This is a genomic window from Pseudoalteromonas sp. '520P1 No. 423', from assembly GCF_001269985.1.
Lineage (GTDB): Bacteria > Pseudomonadota > Gammaproteobacteria > Enterobacterales > Alteromonadaceae > Pseudoalteromonas.
Window position 1 is genome coordinate 41,503 of record NZ_BBZB01000001.1, and the last position, 18,847, is coordinate 60,349.

An 18,847-nucleotide genomic window follows, 5' to 3' on the forward strand; every position below is an offset into this window, starting at 1 on the left:
TCCGGGGTTAGGAGTTGAACGATATTTTGAAGCCGCATTATAGTTGAAAATAACGTCAGGATCTAGCGAGTTTTCGGCATGAATAAAGGACTTTAACTTGTCATTTGTGACAGGAAAAATGTAACTTACTGAACTTACAATGGGATGGCTAGGTTCTAGGTTCTAGGTTCTAGGTTCTAGGTTCTAGGTTCTAATCAGAAGAATAGGGATATGGATGCCATTGCCCAATTAAAAAAATACTGTGACCTACATCTCTTAAGCAAGTGACAGCATATACCCTTTTCCACGAACGGTAACAATGCGCTTTTGCTCTTTTTCATCACCTAATTTTTTACGTAAACGGCCGATTAAAACATCAACTGTACGATCTGCAGGGCTCCAGTCTGGCTGACCTATTTCTTCTGATAGCTTTTCTCTAGAAGTTGCTTTACCTGAATTTGAAATTAAACAAATTAAAACTTTGTGCTCTGCTTCTGTTAGACGAATCTCTTCATCATTGGCGATTAATGTACGGTGCTCAGGATGTAATTTAAAATTACCATATTCAATATATTCGTCTTCTTCATCACCTTTACCATTATTAGTAATTGCTAAGCGCTTACATAATGCACGCATTCTCAGCTCTAACTCTAATAAATCAACAGGCTTACAAATATAATCATCAGCACCTTGCGCTAATCCTGCAATACGATCTGATTGAGAATCTCGACTTGATAGCACAATAACGCCAATATCTGTAAGAGTATTGAGCTCTTTGGCTAACAGTAAACCATCTTTTTCTGGTAATACGATATCTACAATTGCGAGGTGAATTTCTTTTGAGGAATTATTTTGGGCACTTTGTACTATGTCTAATGCTGCTGCACCAGCCACATCAACAATAAAACTAAATTCAGAATCTAGAAAATGATTTTCAATTCGCTTAACTAAAAGCTCATCATCTTCAACTAACATTACTCGAATTGCCATATTGTTCCTACACTCCCAAAATATCTTATTATAGTATCATCAATAAGGTGAAATATGGAAAGTCACTTGAGGTTAAATTGTTAGAATATGTAAGGGAAATAATACATAAGGCGAAATGGTTTACTCTTATAAACGATTCCGCCCAATATAGTTGAGCTTTTATACTATTGTTCCCAATAACCTTGATCTAAACATTCCTCTCTTTCTGGTAAACCACGAGAAAGTCTTGGGGAATGTTGCACTAATACTTCATAACTCACACGGTTAGCATATTTACTAATTTGTGATAATGATGAATAAGTTAACGCTGTTTGTTGATGCTTACTGGAATTTGGCACATTTAACTTATGGTAAACATTAGAGCTTAAATCATGTAAAACCGCAGCTAAAGCGCCATCTCCAGCACCATTTGTATTTTTAATGGCATCTGGTCCGCCCATATATGGCGCACTATGCGTAAACGCTTTTATAGGTTCTTTACAATCACTTTTTAGCATAGCTCGAGAATATTCAAATTGATTAAAATCTGAAATAGCGCCTGGCATCAATGGGTGTTTAGTTGGGCGCTTCCAACAATCATCGATATAGCCACCAATGAACATGCCTTGTGCACCTGCAGTACAAATCACTAAATCAACCCAATCTAAAGCTTTATCAGCCGCTAATAAAGGATCTTCAAAACCTGTTATAGCTAAGCCTTCTTCTTCATTCATAGCTAAAATATCAACGTGTTCTTTAACAAAGTTTTGCCACCAAGTAGGATCTTGCTCAATTAAAAACTTAGTACCAAGCGTTAAAACAACTGGAACACCGGCTTTATTTGCACATTTAACAGCCTTAATTGCAGCTTGAGTCATAGTATCGTCTTTTTCTGTACGCATTAGGTATGAGCTAATAACTAATGCTGCAGAACCAGCAATCAAGCTTTCATCGATCGATTCTGGGCGTAAACGATTCATTAAACCTGGGCTGATCGCGAATGTACGCTCACCTGATTCATCAATCAAAGTAAAACAGCGACCAATAGGACCATCGACACCTTGTAAGTATTCAAGATCAACACGACTAGAAGTATTACTAATAAAACGATATGCATAGCTTCCAATTTTGATATTTTCACTCATAACACCTAATAATACCGAGCGATCATCAGCTAATACAGAATAGTTATGCATGGTGTTACCAATAGTTCCACCTGCAAATTCATAATTTACTAAATCTTTATCTTGAAGCGCTTGATATAAAGCATTAGTCGTTTCGTCATCAATTACCTGAGACATACCACGGTGCAAGCCAAATTTTGCGATAAAATCATTATCAACTTTAGCTTCTATATCTACAACAATTTGATCTATTCCTACAATATAGCTTCTTTGCAGTGAATTAGTACTTATCAACTTTTGAGTAAGTGGATCTTTATCTTCTACTGGAAAATAATGTTTATGCCTGCGGCGCCCAGGGAACTTCATAACAAACCTGTGTAGCTATTTTAAATAACAAAGCTGATAATTATAACGTAAATTAGAGCAGTTTATAAAGGCTTTAAGTCCTTTGAATAAATAAAGCTATAAAACAGATAATTACATTCACCTTTATAAGAATATACTGCCTAATCACAAAAAAGTTTATGAAAATATAAAATCAAATATAATAACCTTTCCCCAAAATATAGAGATGATTATGAGTGAGCAACTTTTTGACGATGAATATTGGATGCATCAAGCACTTCAACTAGCAGACAAAGCAGAGTCAGAAGGTGAAATTCCAGTTGGTGCGATCATAGTTAAAGACAACAAAATAATAGCGACAGGTTGGAATCGTTCTATTTGCACACATGATCCATCAGCACATGCTGAAATGCTAGCCGTAAGAGATGCAGGACAAAAACTCGAAAACTATCGGATGTTAGGGTGCACTTTATACGTTACGTTAGAGCCGTGCTTTATGTGTGCTGGTTTATTGGTTCATAGCAGAATAGAACGTTTGGTATTTGGCGCCCATGATTTAAAAACGGGTTCTGCTGGCTCTCTTATGAACTTAGTTAATCATCCTGATTTAAATCATCAATTAGAAGTAACATCTGGTGTTTTAGCTGATGAGTGTGGTGATAAACTCTCTAGCTTCTTTAAGCGTCGTAGAAAAGAAATTAAAGCTAAGAAAAAAGCTCTGAAGAATAATGAGGATAATAACTTGTAATACTTCAAGCCAATTTGAACATCTATAAATCAGAAGTTACATCTGGTGTTTTAGCTGATGAGTGTGGTGATAAACTCTCTAGCTTTTTTAAGCGTCGTAGAAAAGAAATTAAAGCTAAGCGTGATCAACACGCTTCACTCGTTTGTTCTTTGCTTTCTGATTGCATTAAAGCAAACATTCTTTTTCTTAAGCTTATTTTACGTTGAACATTTCTTATCATTATACGGCGCCTGATTGGTGTCGTATTAGTAATATTACGCTTAAATCTATGTGTATTTCGCCTTTTTAACATATTTTCTCCTAAAAGGTGAGAGTTGAGAAAATTCAAAGTATTAACTTTAGCAGAGATAAAGATTATTGATATTCAGTATATTGAATTAAGTGTACTGTTGTTCCTTAACAGTTTTATGAATTAAAATTGAAAGGCTTAGTCTTTGCTATTCGTACCATCATTATTATCTAACCAGACAAGTGTATCATAATATCGACGAATATTGTCAACGTAGGTCACAGCGACATCACCTCGAGCATAACCATAACGGACTTTTCGATAGTACCTTTTTTTAATTAATAAAGGTAAAAACTCTTTAACATCAACCCATTTATTTGGATTTTTATTAGCTTGCTCAGTCAGTTTTCTAGCATCACTTACATGTCCCCAACCTACATTATATGAAGCTAATGCAAACCAAAGTCTATCTGGGTATTGTATTTTATCTGGCAATCTCTTTAGAAGCCTGCTCATGTAAATACCTCCGCCACGAATATTTTGCTCTGGCTCTAGACGATTTGTCACTCCAACTTGCTTAGCTGTCGCTTGTGTGATCATCATAATTCCACGTACACCTGTAGGCGATTTTGCTCTAGGTTCCCACATGGATTCTTGATAGCTTAAAGCAGCTAATAAACGCCAATCTAAGTCTTTGGCATATTCTACAAACCAATGTTTATACTTAGGTAATTTGGTTTTAGTCGCTTTAATAAAAGACAGAGTATTTATGTAATTAAACTCTCTGACATGACCAAAATACTTTTCTTCTAATATATTCAATTGACCATTTCTTTGTATCTCACCGAAAAATTCGATAAGTAAAGCGTAAAGAGAGTCATCCAGATTTTTCGCCATCATCCAAGCAACAGGTTCATTTTTAGTGACTGAAAATCCAATACTTAATTCAGGGTGATAGCGTCGAAATACCGCCAAAGAATTAGAATCCGCAATAGTGTAATCAATTTCATTATCAATAATTGCTTGCAATAATTCCGACTCATCCATTTCATCAGTTTCATTCCAACTGAGTTGATCAAACATTTGCTTTGCTTCTACTAGACTATCTGAATGACTGCTTTTTGATAAAACAGTTAAATTTCCATTTAGCTGTGTAAAATTTCGAGGTCGTTTTCCGCCTTGTTTAAAAACAAGCTTTTGACTTATCTCACGATATTGAGGAGAGAATCGATATTGATTTAAACGCTCTTCGTTAATACTTAAGCCTGAAGCAATAATATCTATATTACCGCTTTCTAATCTGGGAAATAAATCACTCAAGTTAAAAAATGGCACTATTTCAAGTTCAACACCAACAAAATCAGCAAAAGCCTGCGCAAGCTCAAATTCAAAGCCTTGCTCACCATCAGTGCTTTGATAGAAAGTACTCGCTCCCACTAAGGTGCCAATTCTAATTTTATTTTGAGTCGATATTTTTTTTAGCTGAGTTTGACCATCAGGCTCAGAACAAGAGACCAAGAAAAAAACAAAAAAAATCACAAACCAACTTTTCAAAATAATTTACACCTCAGTTACCAAACAGCTATTTTATTACTCTGAAAATTTGCTAAATTTAATTCAAAGGGTGCCATAAAAAAGTTTTCTTGCCATGCTTTTTTAACTGCTGTTTCTTGATAGTCTACAGCATCTTCAAATTTTCCTAATTTAGCAGATGCTGCAGCCATATATTCATATGCTCTAGGATCATCAGTTTCATCGGTAACTTCTTCAGCAAGTATAATTGCACTTTCGAGCTCTTTTTGATTATTAGAGTGCTTGGTATAAAATTCAGCTAAAAGCCTTTTAGCAATAATATTTTCACCTTGAGATGAAGATACTAGCCAATATTTCGCGTTATTTATATCCTCTTCAGTAGGATCTGACATTCTCATAATACATTTAGCTGCTTGAGTTTGTGCGGGAGCATAACCACTATTAGCTGCAATTTTTAATAAACGCATATTACAATTAGCACCTAATAAAAATAAACTTTGCTCATGCCCTCCTTTTGCTGCTTCTTTACGCCAATAACTGGCGATTTCATATTTTGATCTATTTGTTATAGATTTTAAGCTCACATGACTGCGATTAATATAATTAGAAAATGACTTATTTCGTTTGCTGTTATTGTAAAAGAACTTTGCTAAATAGGGTCCTTGAATTTCCATCACTTTTTGTGGTTTGGCAAACTTCAACTGCCAATCATTTATAGTAACTTCTGCATTTTGTTTTAAAACTGTTGGAATTTCAGAATGATTATGCGTTTCATAACGCGATACTTTCCCATCTTTTCCTAACCAAATTAAATAACTGAAATTATAGAAATCATCGTTTATATCACTGTTATATTTAAAAGCAGGTTGCGCATCATCTGATAACAACGCTTGTTCAGGCATATTATTAACTTCAACTTCAGATTTAGCTAACACCACTGCATAATCAGGCTGATCGCTCATTAGCTCTATTAAGCTTGCTAATTCAGCTTGTGCTGCAATATCTCCTGAACGTGCTTTTGCATATAATGATTTCTTTTTATTATTAATTCGCTCAAGGGTTTCTGCTGGAATATCTCCACCTTTAAACACACCTGAAAATTGTGCGTTGGTAAATTTTCTTAGTGAGCCTGATATTTTGATTATTTGATAACGTGAATTTTCTAATTTTTCAAGAACACTTTCACCAAACTCTTTTTCAGGATAAGAGCTAAGTAATACCAAATCTCTTGGAACGCCATTCCTATCAATATCAAAAATATATGATGCAAAACCAGGGATCCCATCTCTCGCTAACGATGATGGATATTCTACTTCTGGGTTTTTACTACGTTTAGGCGGAGGATTATAGCTATGGTTTTTAGTTAAAGCGATTTCAATATTTTTAGACCCGCTTTGACCATATAAAGCAATTAATTTAGCAGCATGTTTTTGTGCTTGTTGTAATTCACTTTCAGATAAACGCTTTATTACTGATTTTCGTGCTTGCTTGGCCATCATAAAGCCATTGTCTAATGCTAAAGAAAAATATGCATAAGCAGTTAATTTATTTTGTTTTACACCTTGCCCTCTTAAATACTGGACACCGAGATTAAACTGACTTTTAGAATGACCTAAAGATGCTGTTTGCTCATATAATTCAAAAGCTTTTTGATAATCTTGATTTAAATACGCATCCATTGCCTCAGTAGCATTAGCTAATAACATAGGACTGTTTAAAGCGGCAAAAATCATACTAAATGTAAATACAAGCTTATTCAACGGAGACTCCTTGTTGTAGGTAATACGGGCTTTGAAAATATAATAGCGCAAAAGAAAAAGCCACTTGGATATTGATGTTAACAGGTGGTAAACGAAGGTGCAAATGAGAAGTTTACATGTTGTTTTAGCAGTGTGTGAACTAAGCTTAGATAAACCTACAAATCTGAATCATAAAATTAACTTTATTTTGCGAGATGAGCGAGTAAACGTTCAAAGCAGCGATAACTTAATGCTTCTTTTAAATGCGCTATGTCTATAAGTTGGCAGGCATTTAAGTCAGCTATTGTGCGAGATACTTTTATTATTCGATGATATGAGCGAGGTGACAACCCAAGCTTTTCACTTACTTTTGCTAAATAATTCAATGACTCCTCATTCAATATACAATACTTTGAAATTTCCTTATTTGTTAAATGAGCATTAGCTTTATTTTGACGAAGTAATTGAAGCTTCCTAGCTTTGTCGACCCTATATTTAACTTGCTGACTAGTTTCACTTTCCTCTTGAGATTGTAGCTCTAAACTAGAAAGCTTTGGCAGTTCAACTTGTAAATCAACTCTATCAATGAAAGGACCTGAAATTTTAGATAAATATTTTAAGATCTGATCTGGGCTTGCTCTTTTATCTGTATGACATCCAGTTGGACTTGGATTTAAAGCTGCAATCAATTGAAACCTAGCAGGAAACTCACTTTGCCTTGCAGCTCGAGATATCATTACTTTACCTGTTTCCATAGGCTCTCTTAAACTATCAAGCACTTTACGATCAAACTCAGGTAATTCGTCAAGAAATAATACACCATTATGAGACAAGCTAATCTCACCCGGTTTAGGAGTTGATGAACCACCAACGAGAGCTACCGCTGAACATGTATGATGTGGATTTCTAAAAGGTCTTCTTTTCCAGTTTTGCAAATTAACTTGCTGACCCGTGATAGAGTATACTGCAGCCGTCTCTAACGCTTCACTATTTGCCATTTCAGGCATAATGCCTGTCATTCTTTGCGCTAGCATAGACTTTCCGGTTCCTGGAGGACCTAAAAAAAGTAAATTATGCGAACCAGCTGCAGCAATTTCTAAAGCTCGCTTGCCTTGTTGTTGACCTTTAACATCACAAAGATCAAATTCTTGTTTCTTAATCTCAAATACATTTTCTTTGTTATAACTTTGATTTAACGGGAGGGATTGCTGACCATTAAGATCTAGCCAAACTTCCTGCAAACTTGTTACTGCTTTTCGATCAGAGGTCTCAATCAAACTAGCTAATTCATCATCTTTGTGTGGAATAAAACAGCAACGATTTAAGCTAGTAGCTGCCATGATCGAAGGTAGAATGGCACTTACGGTCCTTACCTCACCACTCAGTGCTAATTCACCGTAAAATTCGTATTTATCTATATCTGCATTTTTTAATTGACCAGAGGCCAAAAGAATACCTACAGCAATGGCTAAATCAAATCGACCACCATCTTTCGGTAGGTCAGCAGGCGCTAAATTAACGGTTATTCTTGTATCTGGAAATATAAATTGAGAGTTAACCAAGGCACTTCTAACACGATCTTTCGATTCTTTAACAGAAGTTTCAGGTAAACCTACTATATTAAAACTAGGTAATCCGTTACTTAGATGAACTTCAACGACAACTTCAGGGGCTTGCATACCCAGAAGTGCTCTTGAATAAGTTCTAGCAAAAGACATTCCTTGTCCTCATTGTGGAGAATTAAATTAAGTTTAGTAAAAATTATCAACAGTACAAATCAAAATGCACATTAAAACCTTATTAGTGATTTCATTTTGTCTTGATATGATGGAATACAGGTAAGCTCCAGCCCCACTTTATCGCCCCTAAACGTAATGATAAAGTTGCTAACATACTCAAAATCATAGCAACTTCAGTATTAACAGAGAAATTTAAACTTTGGGTATAAACAATACCGCCAAAAATACAAGTGGTCGCATATAGCTCACTCTTAAGTACCATAGGACTCTGTCTAGCAAGTACATCTCGAATCATACCACCAAAACAACATGTTATTGTGCCCATCAATACAGCGGTCATATCCTGAACGCCATAATCTAGCGCCTTTTGTACTCCCATAACAACAAAAAAAGCCAAACCCAATGCATCTGCTATTTCTAGTGCTATTTGAGGAAAGTCTTTATTTTTATTGACCCAAACAATCGTAATAAATGCAGCAACAAAAATAGAATATAAATAGCTTTGATCTTGCAACCAAAATACAGGTGCATCTAAAATAACGTCACGCACTGTACCACCCCCTATTGCTGTCACTGATGCTAAAACTACCACACCAAAACCATCCAACTTTTTACGATAGGCAACTAGAGTGCCTGATATAGCAAAAACAGCAACACCAATAAGATCAAACCAATGAAATAAAGAATCCATAAAAGCCAAAAATTAATTAAACAAGATAATGCAGCTAATATGCAATAAATAGAATTTGTTTACTAGGGAATAAATACCTGAATCCATGCAGACACAACGAAGCTTTACTGAAATGATGTTGGTGAGGTATAAACGTAGGCGGGGCTTTAGCCGCTTATTATACCAATTCAATTAAATTTCTGATCTAATATAGGCTGTTTCCATAACCATTAAAAACAGCCTTGAATTTAGAAAAATCAAAACAACTTCTCACCCTATCGAGAAAAGAATCAAACGCGAGAAAGCGTATGCGCTTACTTGCAGTGTCACTCTTTTTTGAAGGTGAAAATCGCGCTAATATTGCTCGTCGACTAAGTACAGCTAGAAGTAGTGTCAATAAATGGGTATCAAGTTATTTAGACAGTGGCTTAGCGGGATTAGACAACAAACCTATTTCAGGTCGTCCAGCTAACCTGACAGAAAAACAGCAAGCAGACGTTAAAACGTTTGTGTTACAGCATGCAAAGTCCAGTGACGGTGGACGATTAATTGCTGCTGATATTCAAACCTATATTAGCAATAATTTTAATGTTAATTATCAACTTGGCAGTGTATACCGCTTATTACATAGCCTTGAATTAAGCTGGATCACAACACGCTCCAAACACCCTAAGCAATCAAAAGAAGCTCAAGAAGCTTTTAAAAAAGTTCAGTATGTCAACGATCCTTCACACCCCCTTTAATGTGATGCCAGAAAATATGGATATATGGTTTCAAGATGAGGCACGATTTGGCCAGCAAAATCAAACAACAAGAGTTTGGGCTGAGCGAGGCTCTAGGCCAAGAGCCGTAAAACAACAACAGTTTGAATATGGATACTTATTCGGTGCAGTATGTCCTCACAATGGAAAGACGGAAGCCTTAGTAACCCCCTGTGTTAATAAAGAAGTCATGACATTACATATGGAGCAAATATCTAAAGCAACTGAGTATGGGAGGCACGCTGTTGTGATCATGGATGGCGCTGGTTGGCATACTTTCGATACAGTTCAGCCCTTTAACAATGTCACGTTAATAAAATTACCGCCATACTCACCAGAATTAAACCCTATAGAACAGATCTGGAGTTGGATCCGTCAGCATTGCCTATCAAACAGAATATTTACGGGATACCAAGATATAGTAGAGCAAGTATCAAAAGCATGGAACACATTCATTTCAAACCCTGATAGGGTTCGAAAAATGTGTTCAAGAGAGTGGATTAAAGTGACTTAATACTTAATGAAATTGGTATTAGTTCCTGCTAATTTAACGAAATTCATAAACCCCACAAAGCAAAAAACCCGACACATTTCTGTATCGGGTTCTTCTAATTAGGAGCCTGGCGATGTCCTACTTTCACATGGGAAACCCCACACTATCATCGGCGCTGTTTCGTTTCACTTCTGAGTTCGGCATGGGATCAGGTGGGTCCAAAACGCTATTGTCACCAAGCAAAATTTGTCTGGAACAATTTTTAACGCACTTTAGTGCGCCCCGCTAGGGTAAATTACATGATGTAATTTATAAAATCATTCCTAATTCGCTTTGTTCTTGTTTTATTTAATAAATTCGGTCTGCTGATACAGATATCATAAAAGTATTCTACTTTAGTTAACACCAACTTCTTGCTTGTTTCTATCACACACAAAACCACTTTGGTGTTGTATGGTTAAGCCTCACGGGTAATTAGTACAAGTTAGCTCAAGGCCTCACAACCCTTACACACCTTGCCTATCAACGTTGTAGTCTCCAACGGCCCTTCAGAGTGCTTATAGCACTAGTGAGAAATCATCTCGAGGCCTGCTTCGCGCTTAGATGCTTTCAGCGCTTATCAGTTCCGAACGTAGCTACCGGGCAATGCCATTGGCATGACAACCCGAACACCAGCGGTTCGTTCACTCCGGTCCTCTCGTACTAGGAGCAACCCCTCTCAATTCTCAAACGCCCACGGCAGATAGGGACCGAACTGTCTCACGACGTTCTAAACCCAGCTCGCGTACCACTTTAAATGGCGAACAGCCATACCCTTGGGACCGACTTCAGCCCCAGGATGTGATGAGCCGACATCGAGGTGCCAAACACCGCCGTCGATATGAACTCTTGGGCGGTATCAGCCTGTTATCCCCGGAGTACCTTTTATCCGTTGAGCGATGGCCCTTCCATTCAGAACCACCGGATCACTATGACCTACTTTCGTACCTGCTCGACGTGTCTGTCTCGCAGTTAAGCTTGCTTCTACCATTACACTAACCGTACGATGTCCGACCGTACTTAGCAAACCTTCGTGCTCCTCCGTTACTCTTTGGGAGGAGACCGCCCCAGTCAAACTACCCACCAGGCACTGTCCGCAATCCCGCTTAGGGACCTACGTTAGAACATCAAAACTACAAGGGTGGTATTTCAAGGTTGACTCCATAACATCTAGCGACGCTACTTCAAAGTCTCCCACCTATCCTACACATGTAGGTTCAATGTTCAGTGCCAAGCTGTAGTAAAGGTTCACGGGGTCTTTCCGTCTAGCCGCGGGTACACAGCATCTTCACTGCGATTTCAATTTCACTGAGTCTCGGGTGGAGACAGCGTGGCCATGGTTACACCATTCGTGCAGGTCGGAACTTACCCGACAAGGAATTTCGCTACCTTAGGACCGTTATAGTTACGGCCGCCGTTTACCGGGGCTTCGATCAAGAGCTTCTCCGAAGATAACCCCATCAATTAACCTTCCGGCACCGGGCAGGTGTCACACCGTATACGTCATCTTTCGATTTTGCACAGTGCTGTGTTTTTAATAAACAGTCCCAGCCACCTAGTTTCTGAGACCAACTTCAGCTCCACACGTAAAGCGCTTCACCTAATGTTGGCGTACCTTCTCCCGAAGTTACGGTACAATTTTGCCTAGTTCCTTCACCCGAGTTCTCTCAAGCGCCTTAGTATTCTCTACCTGACCACCTGTGTCGGTTTGGGGTACGATTCATTATAAACTGGAGCTTAGAGGCTTTTCCTGGAAGTATGGCACCAACAACTTCATCACCGTAGTGACTCGTCTCGTGTCTCAGCCTTAAGACAACCCGGATTTACCTAAGTCATCAGCCTACGCACTTTCACATGGACAACCAACGCCATGCTTGTTTAGCCTGCTCCGTCCCCCCTTCGCATTCATAATAAGTACGGGAATATTAACCCGTTTCCCATCGACTACGCCTTTCGGCCTCGCCTTAGGAGTCGACTCACCCTACCCTGATTAACATGGGATAGGAACCCTTGGTCTTCCGGCGTGGGGGTTTTTCACCCCCATTATCGTTACTCATGTCAGCATTCGCACTTCTGATACCTCCAGCATACCTCCCGGTACACCTTCAACAGCTTACAGAACGCTCCCCTACCCCGCGAACAAAGTTCGCAGGCGCATCTTCGGTGGTATGTTTAGCCCCGTTACATCTTCCGCGCAGACCGACTCGACCAGTGAGCTATTACGCTTTCTTTAAAGGGTGGCTGCTTCTAAGCCAACCTCCTGGCTGTCTGGGCCTTTCCACATCGTTTCCCACTTAACATACACTTTGGGACCTTAGATGGCGCTCTGGGTTGTTTCCCTCTTCACGACGGACGTTAGCACCCGCCGTGTGTCTCCCGGATATTACTTAACGGTATTCGGAGTTTGCATGGGGTTGGTAAGTCGGGATGACCCCCTAGCCCAAACAGTGCTCTACCCCCGTCAGTATTCATCCGAGGCTCTACCTAAATAGATTTCGGGGAGAACCAGCTATCTCCCGGTTTGATTAGCCTTTCACTCCTAGCCACAAGTCATCCCCTCACTTTTCAACGTAAGTGGGTTCGGTCCTCCAGTTGATGTTACTCAACCTTCAACCTGCCCATGGCTAGATCACCGGGTTTCGGGTCTATACCCTGCAACTAGTCGCCCAGTTAAGACTCGGTTTCCCTACGGCTCCCCTATTCGGTTAACCTCGCTACAAAATATAAGTCGCTGACCCATTATACAAAAGGTACGCAGTCACAAAGCAAAGCTTTGCTCCTACTGCTTGTACGTACACGGTTTCAGGTTCTATTTCACTCCCCTCACAGGGGTTCTTTTCGCCTTTCCCTCACGGTACTGGTTCACTATCGGTCAGTTGGGAGTATTTAGCCTTGGAGGATGGTCCCCCCATATTCAGTCAGGATATCACGTGTCCCGACCTACTCGATTTCACTTTATATAAGTTTTCGTATACAGGACTATCACCTTGTATCGTTGCACTTTCCAGAGCATTCTACTAACTACAATAAAGCTTAAGGGCTGTTTCGATTTCGCTCGCCGCTACTTTCGAAATCTCGGTTGATTTCTGTTCCTACGGGTACTTAGATGTTTCAGTTCTCCGCGTTCGCCTCGTTAACCTATGTATTCAGTTAACGATACCTATAAATAGGTGGGTTTCCCCATTCGGAAATCTAAGTCTCAAGTGCTTTTTACTAGCTCGACTTAGCTTATCGCAAGTTAATACGTCCTTCATCGCCTCCAACTGCCAAGGCATCCACCGTGTACGCTTATTCACTTAACCATACAACCCAAAATAGTCTTACAACTAAAATGCGCTGTATTATTTCGTGACAGTTAACTTCGCCAGAAGTTAATGTTTTGAATACTAAAGTAGACGCCAATCATTAATTACTTATAAATAAGTAAACAATAAATTGGCATGAATGCATCACCATATAACATGGCTATCATTCGTTTCTTTTACTTTTTGAAAACTCTTAATAAATGTTTAATAAACATTTATTAGAATTTTTATATCAGCTTTCCAAATTTTTAAAGAGCATGAGAAAAACTTCTCATAAGTAACCAAGCTTGTAAAAGCATGTTTATTTATGAAAAGTACTTAGAAGTGGTGGAGCTATGCGGGATCGAACCGCAGACCTCCTGCGTGCAAGGCAGGCGCTCTCCCAGCTGAGCTATAACCCCACTAAAAGATCTCAATATTGTATGCCACTTCGTTGCGAAGAAGTGGTGGGTCTGAGTAGATTTGAACTACCGACCTCACCCTTATCAGGGGTGCGCTCTAACCAGCTGAGCTACAGACCCACAATATTTTTATACATTCTCATTTACGTAATCATCTGTGTGGACACTGGCATGCAAACCAGTTCTTTCGTATAAGGAGGTGATCCAGCCCCAGGTTCCCCTAGGGCTACCTTGTTACGACTTCACCCCAGTCATGAATCACTCCGTGGTGACCGTCCTCTGCAAGCAGTTAGACTAGCCACTTCTGGAGCAACCCACTCCCATGGTGTGACGGGCGGTGTGTACAAGGCCCGGGAACGTATTCACCGCGGCATTCTGATCCGCGATTACTAGCGATTCCGACTTCATGGAGTCGAGTTGCAGACTCCAATCCGGACTACGACAGGCTTTAAGTGATTCGCTTACCCTCGCGAGCTCGCAGCACTCTGTACCTGCCATTGTAGCACGTGTGTAGCCCTACACGTAAGGGCCATGATGACTTGACGTCGTCCCCACCTTCCTCCGGTTTATCACCGGCAGTCTCCCTAGAGTTCTCAGCATTACCTGCTAGCAACTAAGGATAGGGGTTGCGCTCGTTGCGGGACTTAACCCAACATCTCACAACACGAGCTGACGACAGCCATGCAGCACCTGTCTCAGAGTTCCCGAAGGCACGAAACTATCTCTAGTAACTTCTCTGGATGTCAAGTGTAGGTAAGGTTCTTCGCGTTGCATCGAATTAAACCACATGCTCCACCGCTTGTGCGGGCCCCCGTCAATTCATTTGAGTTTTAACCTTGCGGCCGTACTCCCCAGGCGGTCTACTTAATGCGTTAGCTTTGGAAAAGTCATCCGAAGATTCCAGCTCCTAGTAGACATCGTTTACGGCGTGGACTACCGGGGTATCTAATCCCGTTTGCTCCCCACGCTTTCGTACATGAGCGTCAGTATTGACCCAGGTGGCTGCCTTCGCCATCGGTATTCCTTCAGATCTCTACGCATTTCACCGCTACACCTGAAATTCTACCACCCTCTATCATACTCTAGTCTGCCAGTTCGAAATGCAGTTCCCAGGTTGAGCCCGGGGCTTTCACATCTCGCTTAACAAACCGCCTGCGTACGCTTTACGCCCAGTAATTCCGATTAACGCTTGCACCCCTCGTATTACCGCGGCTGCTGGCACGAAGTTAGCCGGTGCTTCTTCTGCGAGTAACGTCACAGCTATAGTCTATTAAACTATAACCTTTCCTCCTCGCTGAAAGTGCTTTACAACCCTAGGGCCTTCTTCACACACGCGGCATGGCTGCATCAGGCTTGCGCCCATTGTGCAATATTCCCCACTGCTGCCTCCCGTAGGAGTCTGGACCGTGTCTCAGTTCCAGTGTGGCTGATCATCCTCTCAAACCAGCTAGGGATCGTTGCCTTGGTGAGCCTTTACCTCAACCAACTAGCTAATCCCACTTGGGCTAATCTTTAGGCGTGAGGCCCGAAGGTCCCCCACTTTGGTCCGTAGACATCATGCGGTATTAGCAGTCGTTTCCAACTGTTGTCCCCCACCTAAAGGCATATTCCCAAGCATTACTCACCCGTCCGCCGCTCGTCAGCAGATAGCAAGCTATCTCTGTTACCGCTCGACTTGCATGTGTTAGGCCTGCCGCCAGCGTTCAATCTGAGCCATGATCAAACTCTTCAATTAAAAAGTTTTTTGTCTTTGTCTATAAAATAGATGAGACAGCTCAATGAATTCTATTTTTGATATTAAATTTAACAAAGTTAAACTTAACGTCGCATATGACTGTGTAGTCACTCGCTCTTTCCTAAAAGGATTAAGTGAACAGATTTTAATGAGACTCTAATTTTGTGTCACTTCGAAAAGTGACTTTAGAACTCAATCTGCAAGAGTGCCCACACAGATGATTACTTAAATTTTTAAAGAACGTTTCAAGCTTTTTGGCTAGTGCCGTTTCGCTTGGGGTGTGCATAATACACCGTGATTATTTTGAGTCAAGACTTAATTTAAAAGTTTTTTGAAAATTTTAAATTAAGTTTTAATCAACTCTACCAAGCTAGTCGATGTCGCTACATCCCTTTAAGAATGTTGCTTGCCGTCTGTGTCGGTGGAGGCGCAGTATAGAGAGATTCTATTTCAGCGCAAGTGTTTTTTTAAATAAAGTTCAAAATAACGTTCATTCGATTACAAAACAATCAAAACGCTCAAAAAAACAAACATATTCAGTATTTAAATACATTCAAACAGCGATTTTCACTAGTTTAATTTATTTTTTATAAGCTACTCACAGAAATACCTGTTCTATCCTCCTTGGCGGCCCAAGTTATAAAATAAGAAAAACTTAAAGAGCAACGAATAAAACAGATGTTTTGATATGTCGATTGTGGATATGTTTAGATACAAAAAAGCCAGAAGTAAACTTCTGGCTTTCATTTAAGTTTTATTTTACTAATAAGCTATTACGCTGTTATAACTTCAAGCCCTGGTGCAGGCATAGTAACTGTATCTTCAAAGCTTGCCCATTCCCAAGCTGATTCAGTCGCCATTAGTTTACGAAGCAATTTATTATTCAGATCATGTCCTGATTTAAACGCTGTTACTTTACCTAACAGGTTATGGCCGGTCATAAACAAATCACCAACACAATCTAAGATCTTATGCTTAACAAATTCATCTTGGTAACGTAGACCATTTGGGTTGAGTACTTTATATTCATCAAGTACAACAGCATTATCCATGCTGCCACCTAAAGCTAAATTGTTAGCGTGTAAATATTCAATATCTTGCATAAAACCAAAAGTTCTTGCACGACTAATTTGTTCAGTAAAACTTTTTGCAGTAATATCTAAACCAATACGTTGCTCACTATCATTGATAGCTGGATGATCAAAATCAATTTGGAAATCAATATGAAAACCGTCATACGGTTCAATTTCAGCCCATTTATCGCCATCTTCTATACGTACTTGTTCAGTTATGCGAATAAAACGCTTTGCAACTGACAACTCTTCAATACCACCTTTTTGTAAAAGATATATAAATGGTAGCGCACTTCCATCCATAATCGGTACTTCAGGGCTATCTAATTCAACAACTAAGTTATCAATACCCAGTGCTGAAATAGCAGCAACTAAATGCTCAGTTGTTGATAAACGAACTCCATCTTTATTAATCAAACATGTACATAGCTGAGTATCACCTACTGCTTCAGGTGTGATTGATAAATCAACCACAGGCTCAAGGTCTACACGACGAAATACTATCCCAGTATTTGCGCCTGCAGGTCGAAGAGTAATAGAAACCTTTTCGCCCTTATGAAGCCCAACTCCAATGGCGTTAACTACTTGGCTAATCGTACGTTGTTTGATCATAGGCAGCTCACTCATTAATGAATTATTTATTTGGCTGCGGATCTTATCACAGATAAGACCAGCTGACAATTAAGTTGATTTATTATTAACCAACTCGCATTTTATTTACTTGATTTTGATTAATCAGCTTGCTTACGTAAAAAAGCTGGGATATCAAAATAATCACCTTGCTCTGCTTTTCCTGCTTCAGGTGTTTCTTTTTCTGGAGTAGCTTCAACTGGACCACTTGCAGCAGAGCTAACTTCTTCAGAAGTTTGATTTGCAAAGTTTGGCACAAATACGCCTGGTGTTGTCGTTGGCGCATTACTTGGTGTAGTTGCTACATCTGAACCAGATGCTTTTTTAAAGCCATTATCAACGATACCAAACTGTGCTTTTCTTTCCCCACCTAAACCTGTTGCAACAACTGTTACGCGTAATTCATCACTCATTTCAGGATCAATTACCGCACCAACAACTACAGTTGCATTTTCTGATGCTAACGCTTTTACATGGTTACCAACTGTTTCAAACTCTTCAATCGCAATATCCATACCAGCTGTGATATTAACCAAAATACCTTTTGCACCTGTTAAATCAACATCTTCTAATAACGGGCTCGAAATTGCAGCTTCTGCAGCTTCTTGAGCACGATCAGGACCGCTTGCAGAAGCAGTCCCCATCATTGCAGTTCCCATAGCAGACATGACTGTTCTTACATCCGCGAAATCCACGTTGATTAGACCAGAACGTGTAATTAGTTCAGCAATACCTTGTACAGCACCATAAAGTACATCGTTTGCTTTTGCGAATGCATCTAAAAGTGTAGTCCCTTTTCCTAAAACTTTAAGTAATTTATTGTTAGGAATTGTAATAAGTGAATCTACTGTATCAGCTAACTCGGTAATACCATGATCTGCAGCTGATGCACGCTTTTTACCTTCAAAGTCAAATGGACGTGTTACAACAGCAACCGTAAGTATGCCCATTTCTTTTGCCATTTTAGCAACAACAGGTGCAGCACCAGTACCTGTACCACCGCCCATACCAGCAGCGATAAAGACCATATCAGCGCCTTCAAGGCCTGCTTTTATTGCTTCAATATCTTCTTCTGCAGATTGACGACCTACTTCAGGATTCGCACCAGCGCCTAAACCTGAAGTGATTTTTGTACCTAACTGAATAGTAGTATCAGCAGATGAACGGCGCAATGCTTGCGCATCAGTATTAGCACCAATGAAGCGTACACCTTCAATTTGCTTTTTAACCATGTGCTCAACAGCGTTACCGCCACCGCCACCGACACCAATAACTTTTATAACAGCTTCTTCGCTGTGTTGTTCCATATAATCAAACATTGTTACTCTCCGACTG

At 39.7% G+C, this 18,847-nt stretch carries 11 protein-coding genes, 2 tRNA genes and 3 rRNA genes; 2 read left to right on the forward strand and 14 right to left on the reverse strand.

The window, feature by feature from the left end; genetic code table 11:
• Positions 1 to 255: 255 nt before the first annotated feature.
• Together PSA_RS00155 and PSA_RS00160 are read right to left on the reverse strand one after the other, a co-directional pair.
• Complete coding sequence (locus tag PSA_RS00155) at positions 256 to 969, reverse strand: response regulator transcription factor (protein WP_042153166.1); 714 nt, start codon at positions 967 to 969, stop codon at positions 256 to 258.
• Positions 970 to 1,133: 164 nt separating this feature from the next.
• Complete coding sequence (locus PSA_RS00160; RefSeq protein WP_042153169.1) at positions 1,134 to 2,438, reverse strand: inosine/guanosine kinase; 1,305 nt, start codon at positions 2,436 to 2,438, stop codon at positions 1,134 to 1,136.
• A gap of 211 nt (positions 2,439 to 2,649) precedes the next feature.
• Between PSA_RS00160 and tadA the strand changes: the two genes are divergently transcribed.
• On the forward strand, positions 2,650 to 3,165 hold the full coding sequence (tadA, locus tag PSA_RS00165) for a tRNA adenosine(34) deaminase TadA (RefSeq protein WP_042153171.1): 516 nt from the start codon (positions 2,650 to 2,652) through the stop codon (positions 3,163 to 3,165).
• A gap of 124 nt (positions 3,166 to 3,289) precedes the next feature.
• Here the strand turns inward: tadA and PSA_RS25700 are convergent, their stop codons facing one another.
• From PSA_RS25700 to PSA_RS00185, 5 genes are all read right to left on the reverse strand, one after another.
• The gene (locus PSA_RS25700) at positions 3,290 to 3,457 is read right to left on the reverse strand and encodes a hypothetical protein (RefSeq protein WP_193216569.1); all 168 of its coding nucleotides are present in this window, start codon (positions 3,455 to 3,457) and stop codon (positions 3,290 to 3,292) included.
• A gap of 135 nt (positions 3,458 to 3,592) precedes the next feature.
• The gene (gene mltF, locus PSA_RS00170; protein ID WP_231665296.1) at positions 3,593 to 4,933 is read right to left on the reverse strand and encodes a membrane-bound lytic murein transglycosylase MltF; all 1,341 of its coding nucleotides are present in this window, start codon (positions 4,931 to 4,933) and stop codon (positions 3,593 to 3,595) included.
• Between the two features lie 32 nt (positions 4,934 to 4,965).
• Positions 4,966 to 6,687, reverse strand: a complete 1,722-nt coding sequence (locus PSA_RS00175; protein ID WP_052380277.1) for an SEL1-like repeat protein — start codon at positions 6,685 to 6,687, stop codon at positions 4,966 to 4,968.
• Positions 6,688 to 6,869: 182 nt separating this feature from the next.
• Positions 6,870 to 8,384 carry a YifB family Mg chelatase-like AAA ATPase gene (locus PSA_RS00180; RefSeq protein ID WP_042153177.1) on the reverse strand — a complete coding sequence of 505 codons (1,515 nt, stop codon included), beginning with the start codon at positions 8,382 to 8,384 and terminating at the stop codon, positions 6,870 to 6,872.
• A gap of 91 nt (positions 8,385 to 8,475) precedes the next feature.
• A complete protein-coding gene (locus tag PSA_RS00185) occupies positions 8,476 to 9,096 on the reverse strand; it encodes a trimeric intracellular cation channel family protein (protein WP_042153180.1) in 621 nt (206 codons plus the stop codon).
• 287 nt (positions 9,097 to 9,383) lie between these two features.
• Here PSA_RS00185 and PSA_RS24220 point away from each other — a divergent pair.
• A protein-coding gene (locus PSA_RS24220) for an IS630 family transposase (protein WP_127924266.1) occupies positions 9,384 to 10,350 on the forward strand; the annotation gives its coding sequence in 2 pieces (ribosomal slippage) (positions 9,384 to 9,776 and positions 9,778 to 10,350; 966 coding nt in all).
• A 104-nt stretch (positions 10,351 to 10,454) separates the two neighbouring features.
• Here PSA_RS24220 and rrf read toward each other — a convergent pair.
• The 7 genes from rrf to ftsZ all read right to left on the reverse strand — a co-directional run bounded on the left by rrf (position 10,455) and on the right by ftsZ (position 18,831).
• Positions 10,455 to 10,569: ribosomal RNA gene (gene rrf / locus PSA_RS00200) — 5S ribosomal RNA — on the reverse strand.
• A gap of 213 nt (positions 10,570 to 10,782) precedes the next feature.
• Positions 10,783 to 13,670: ribosomal RNA gene (locus PSA_RS00205) — 23S ribosomal RNA — on the reverse strand.
• A 328-nt stretch (positions 13,671 to 13,998) separates the two neighbouring features.
• Positions 13,999 to 14,074 (reverse strand) — tRNA-Ala (locus PSA_RS00210).
• A gap of 43 nt (positions 14,075 to 14,117) precedes the next feature.
• Positions 14,118 to 14,194 (reverse strand) — tRNA-Ile (locus PSA_RS00215).
• A gap of 72 nt (positions 14,195 to 14,266) precedes the next feature.
• A 16S ribosomal RNA gene (locus tag PSA_RS00220) occupies positions 14,267 to 15,809 on the reverse strand.
• The 16S, 23S and 5S rRNA genes sit together here with 2 tRNA genes alongside, the layout of an rRNA operon.
• Before the next feature lie 773 nt (positions 15,810 to 16,582).
• On the reverse strand, positions 16,583 to 17,494 hold the full coding sequence (lpxC, locus tag PSA_RS00225; protein WP_042146658.1) for a UDP-3-O-acyl-N-acetylglucosamine deacetylase: 912 nt from the start codon (positions 17,492 to 17,494) through the stop codon (positions 16,583 to 16,585).
• A 119-nt stretch (positions 17,495 to 17,613) separates the two neighbouring features.
• Positions 17,614 to 18,831 (reverse strand): cell division protein FtsZ, encoded by a 1,218-nt coding sequence (gene ftsZ, locus PSA_RS00230; protein WP_042146610.1) that lies wholly within the window; start codon positions 18,829 to 18,831, stop codon positions 17,614 to 17,616.
• Positions 18,832 to 18,847 lie beyond the last annotated feature (16 nt).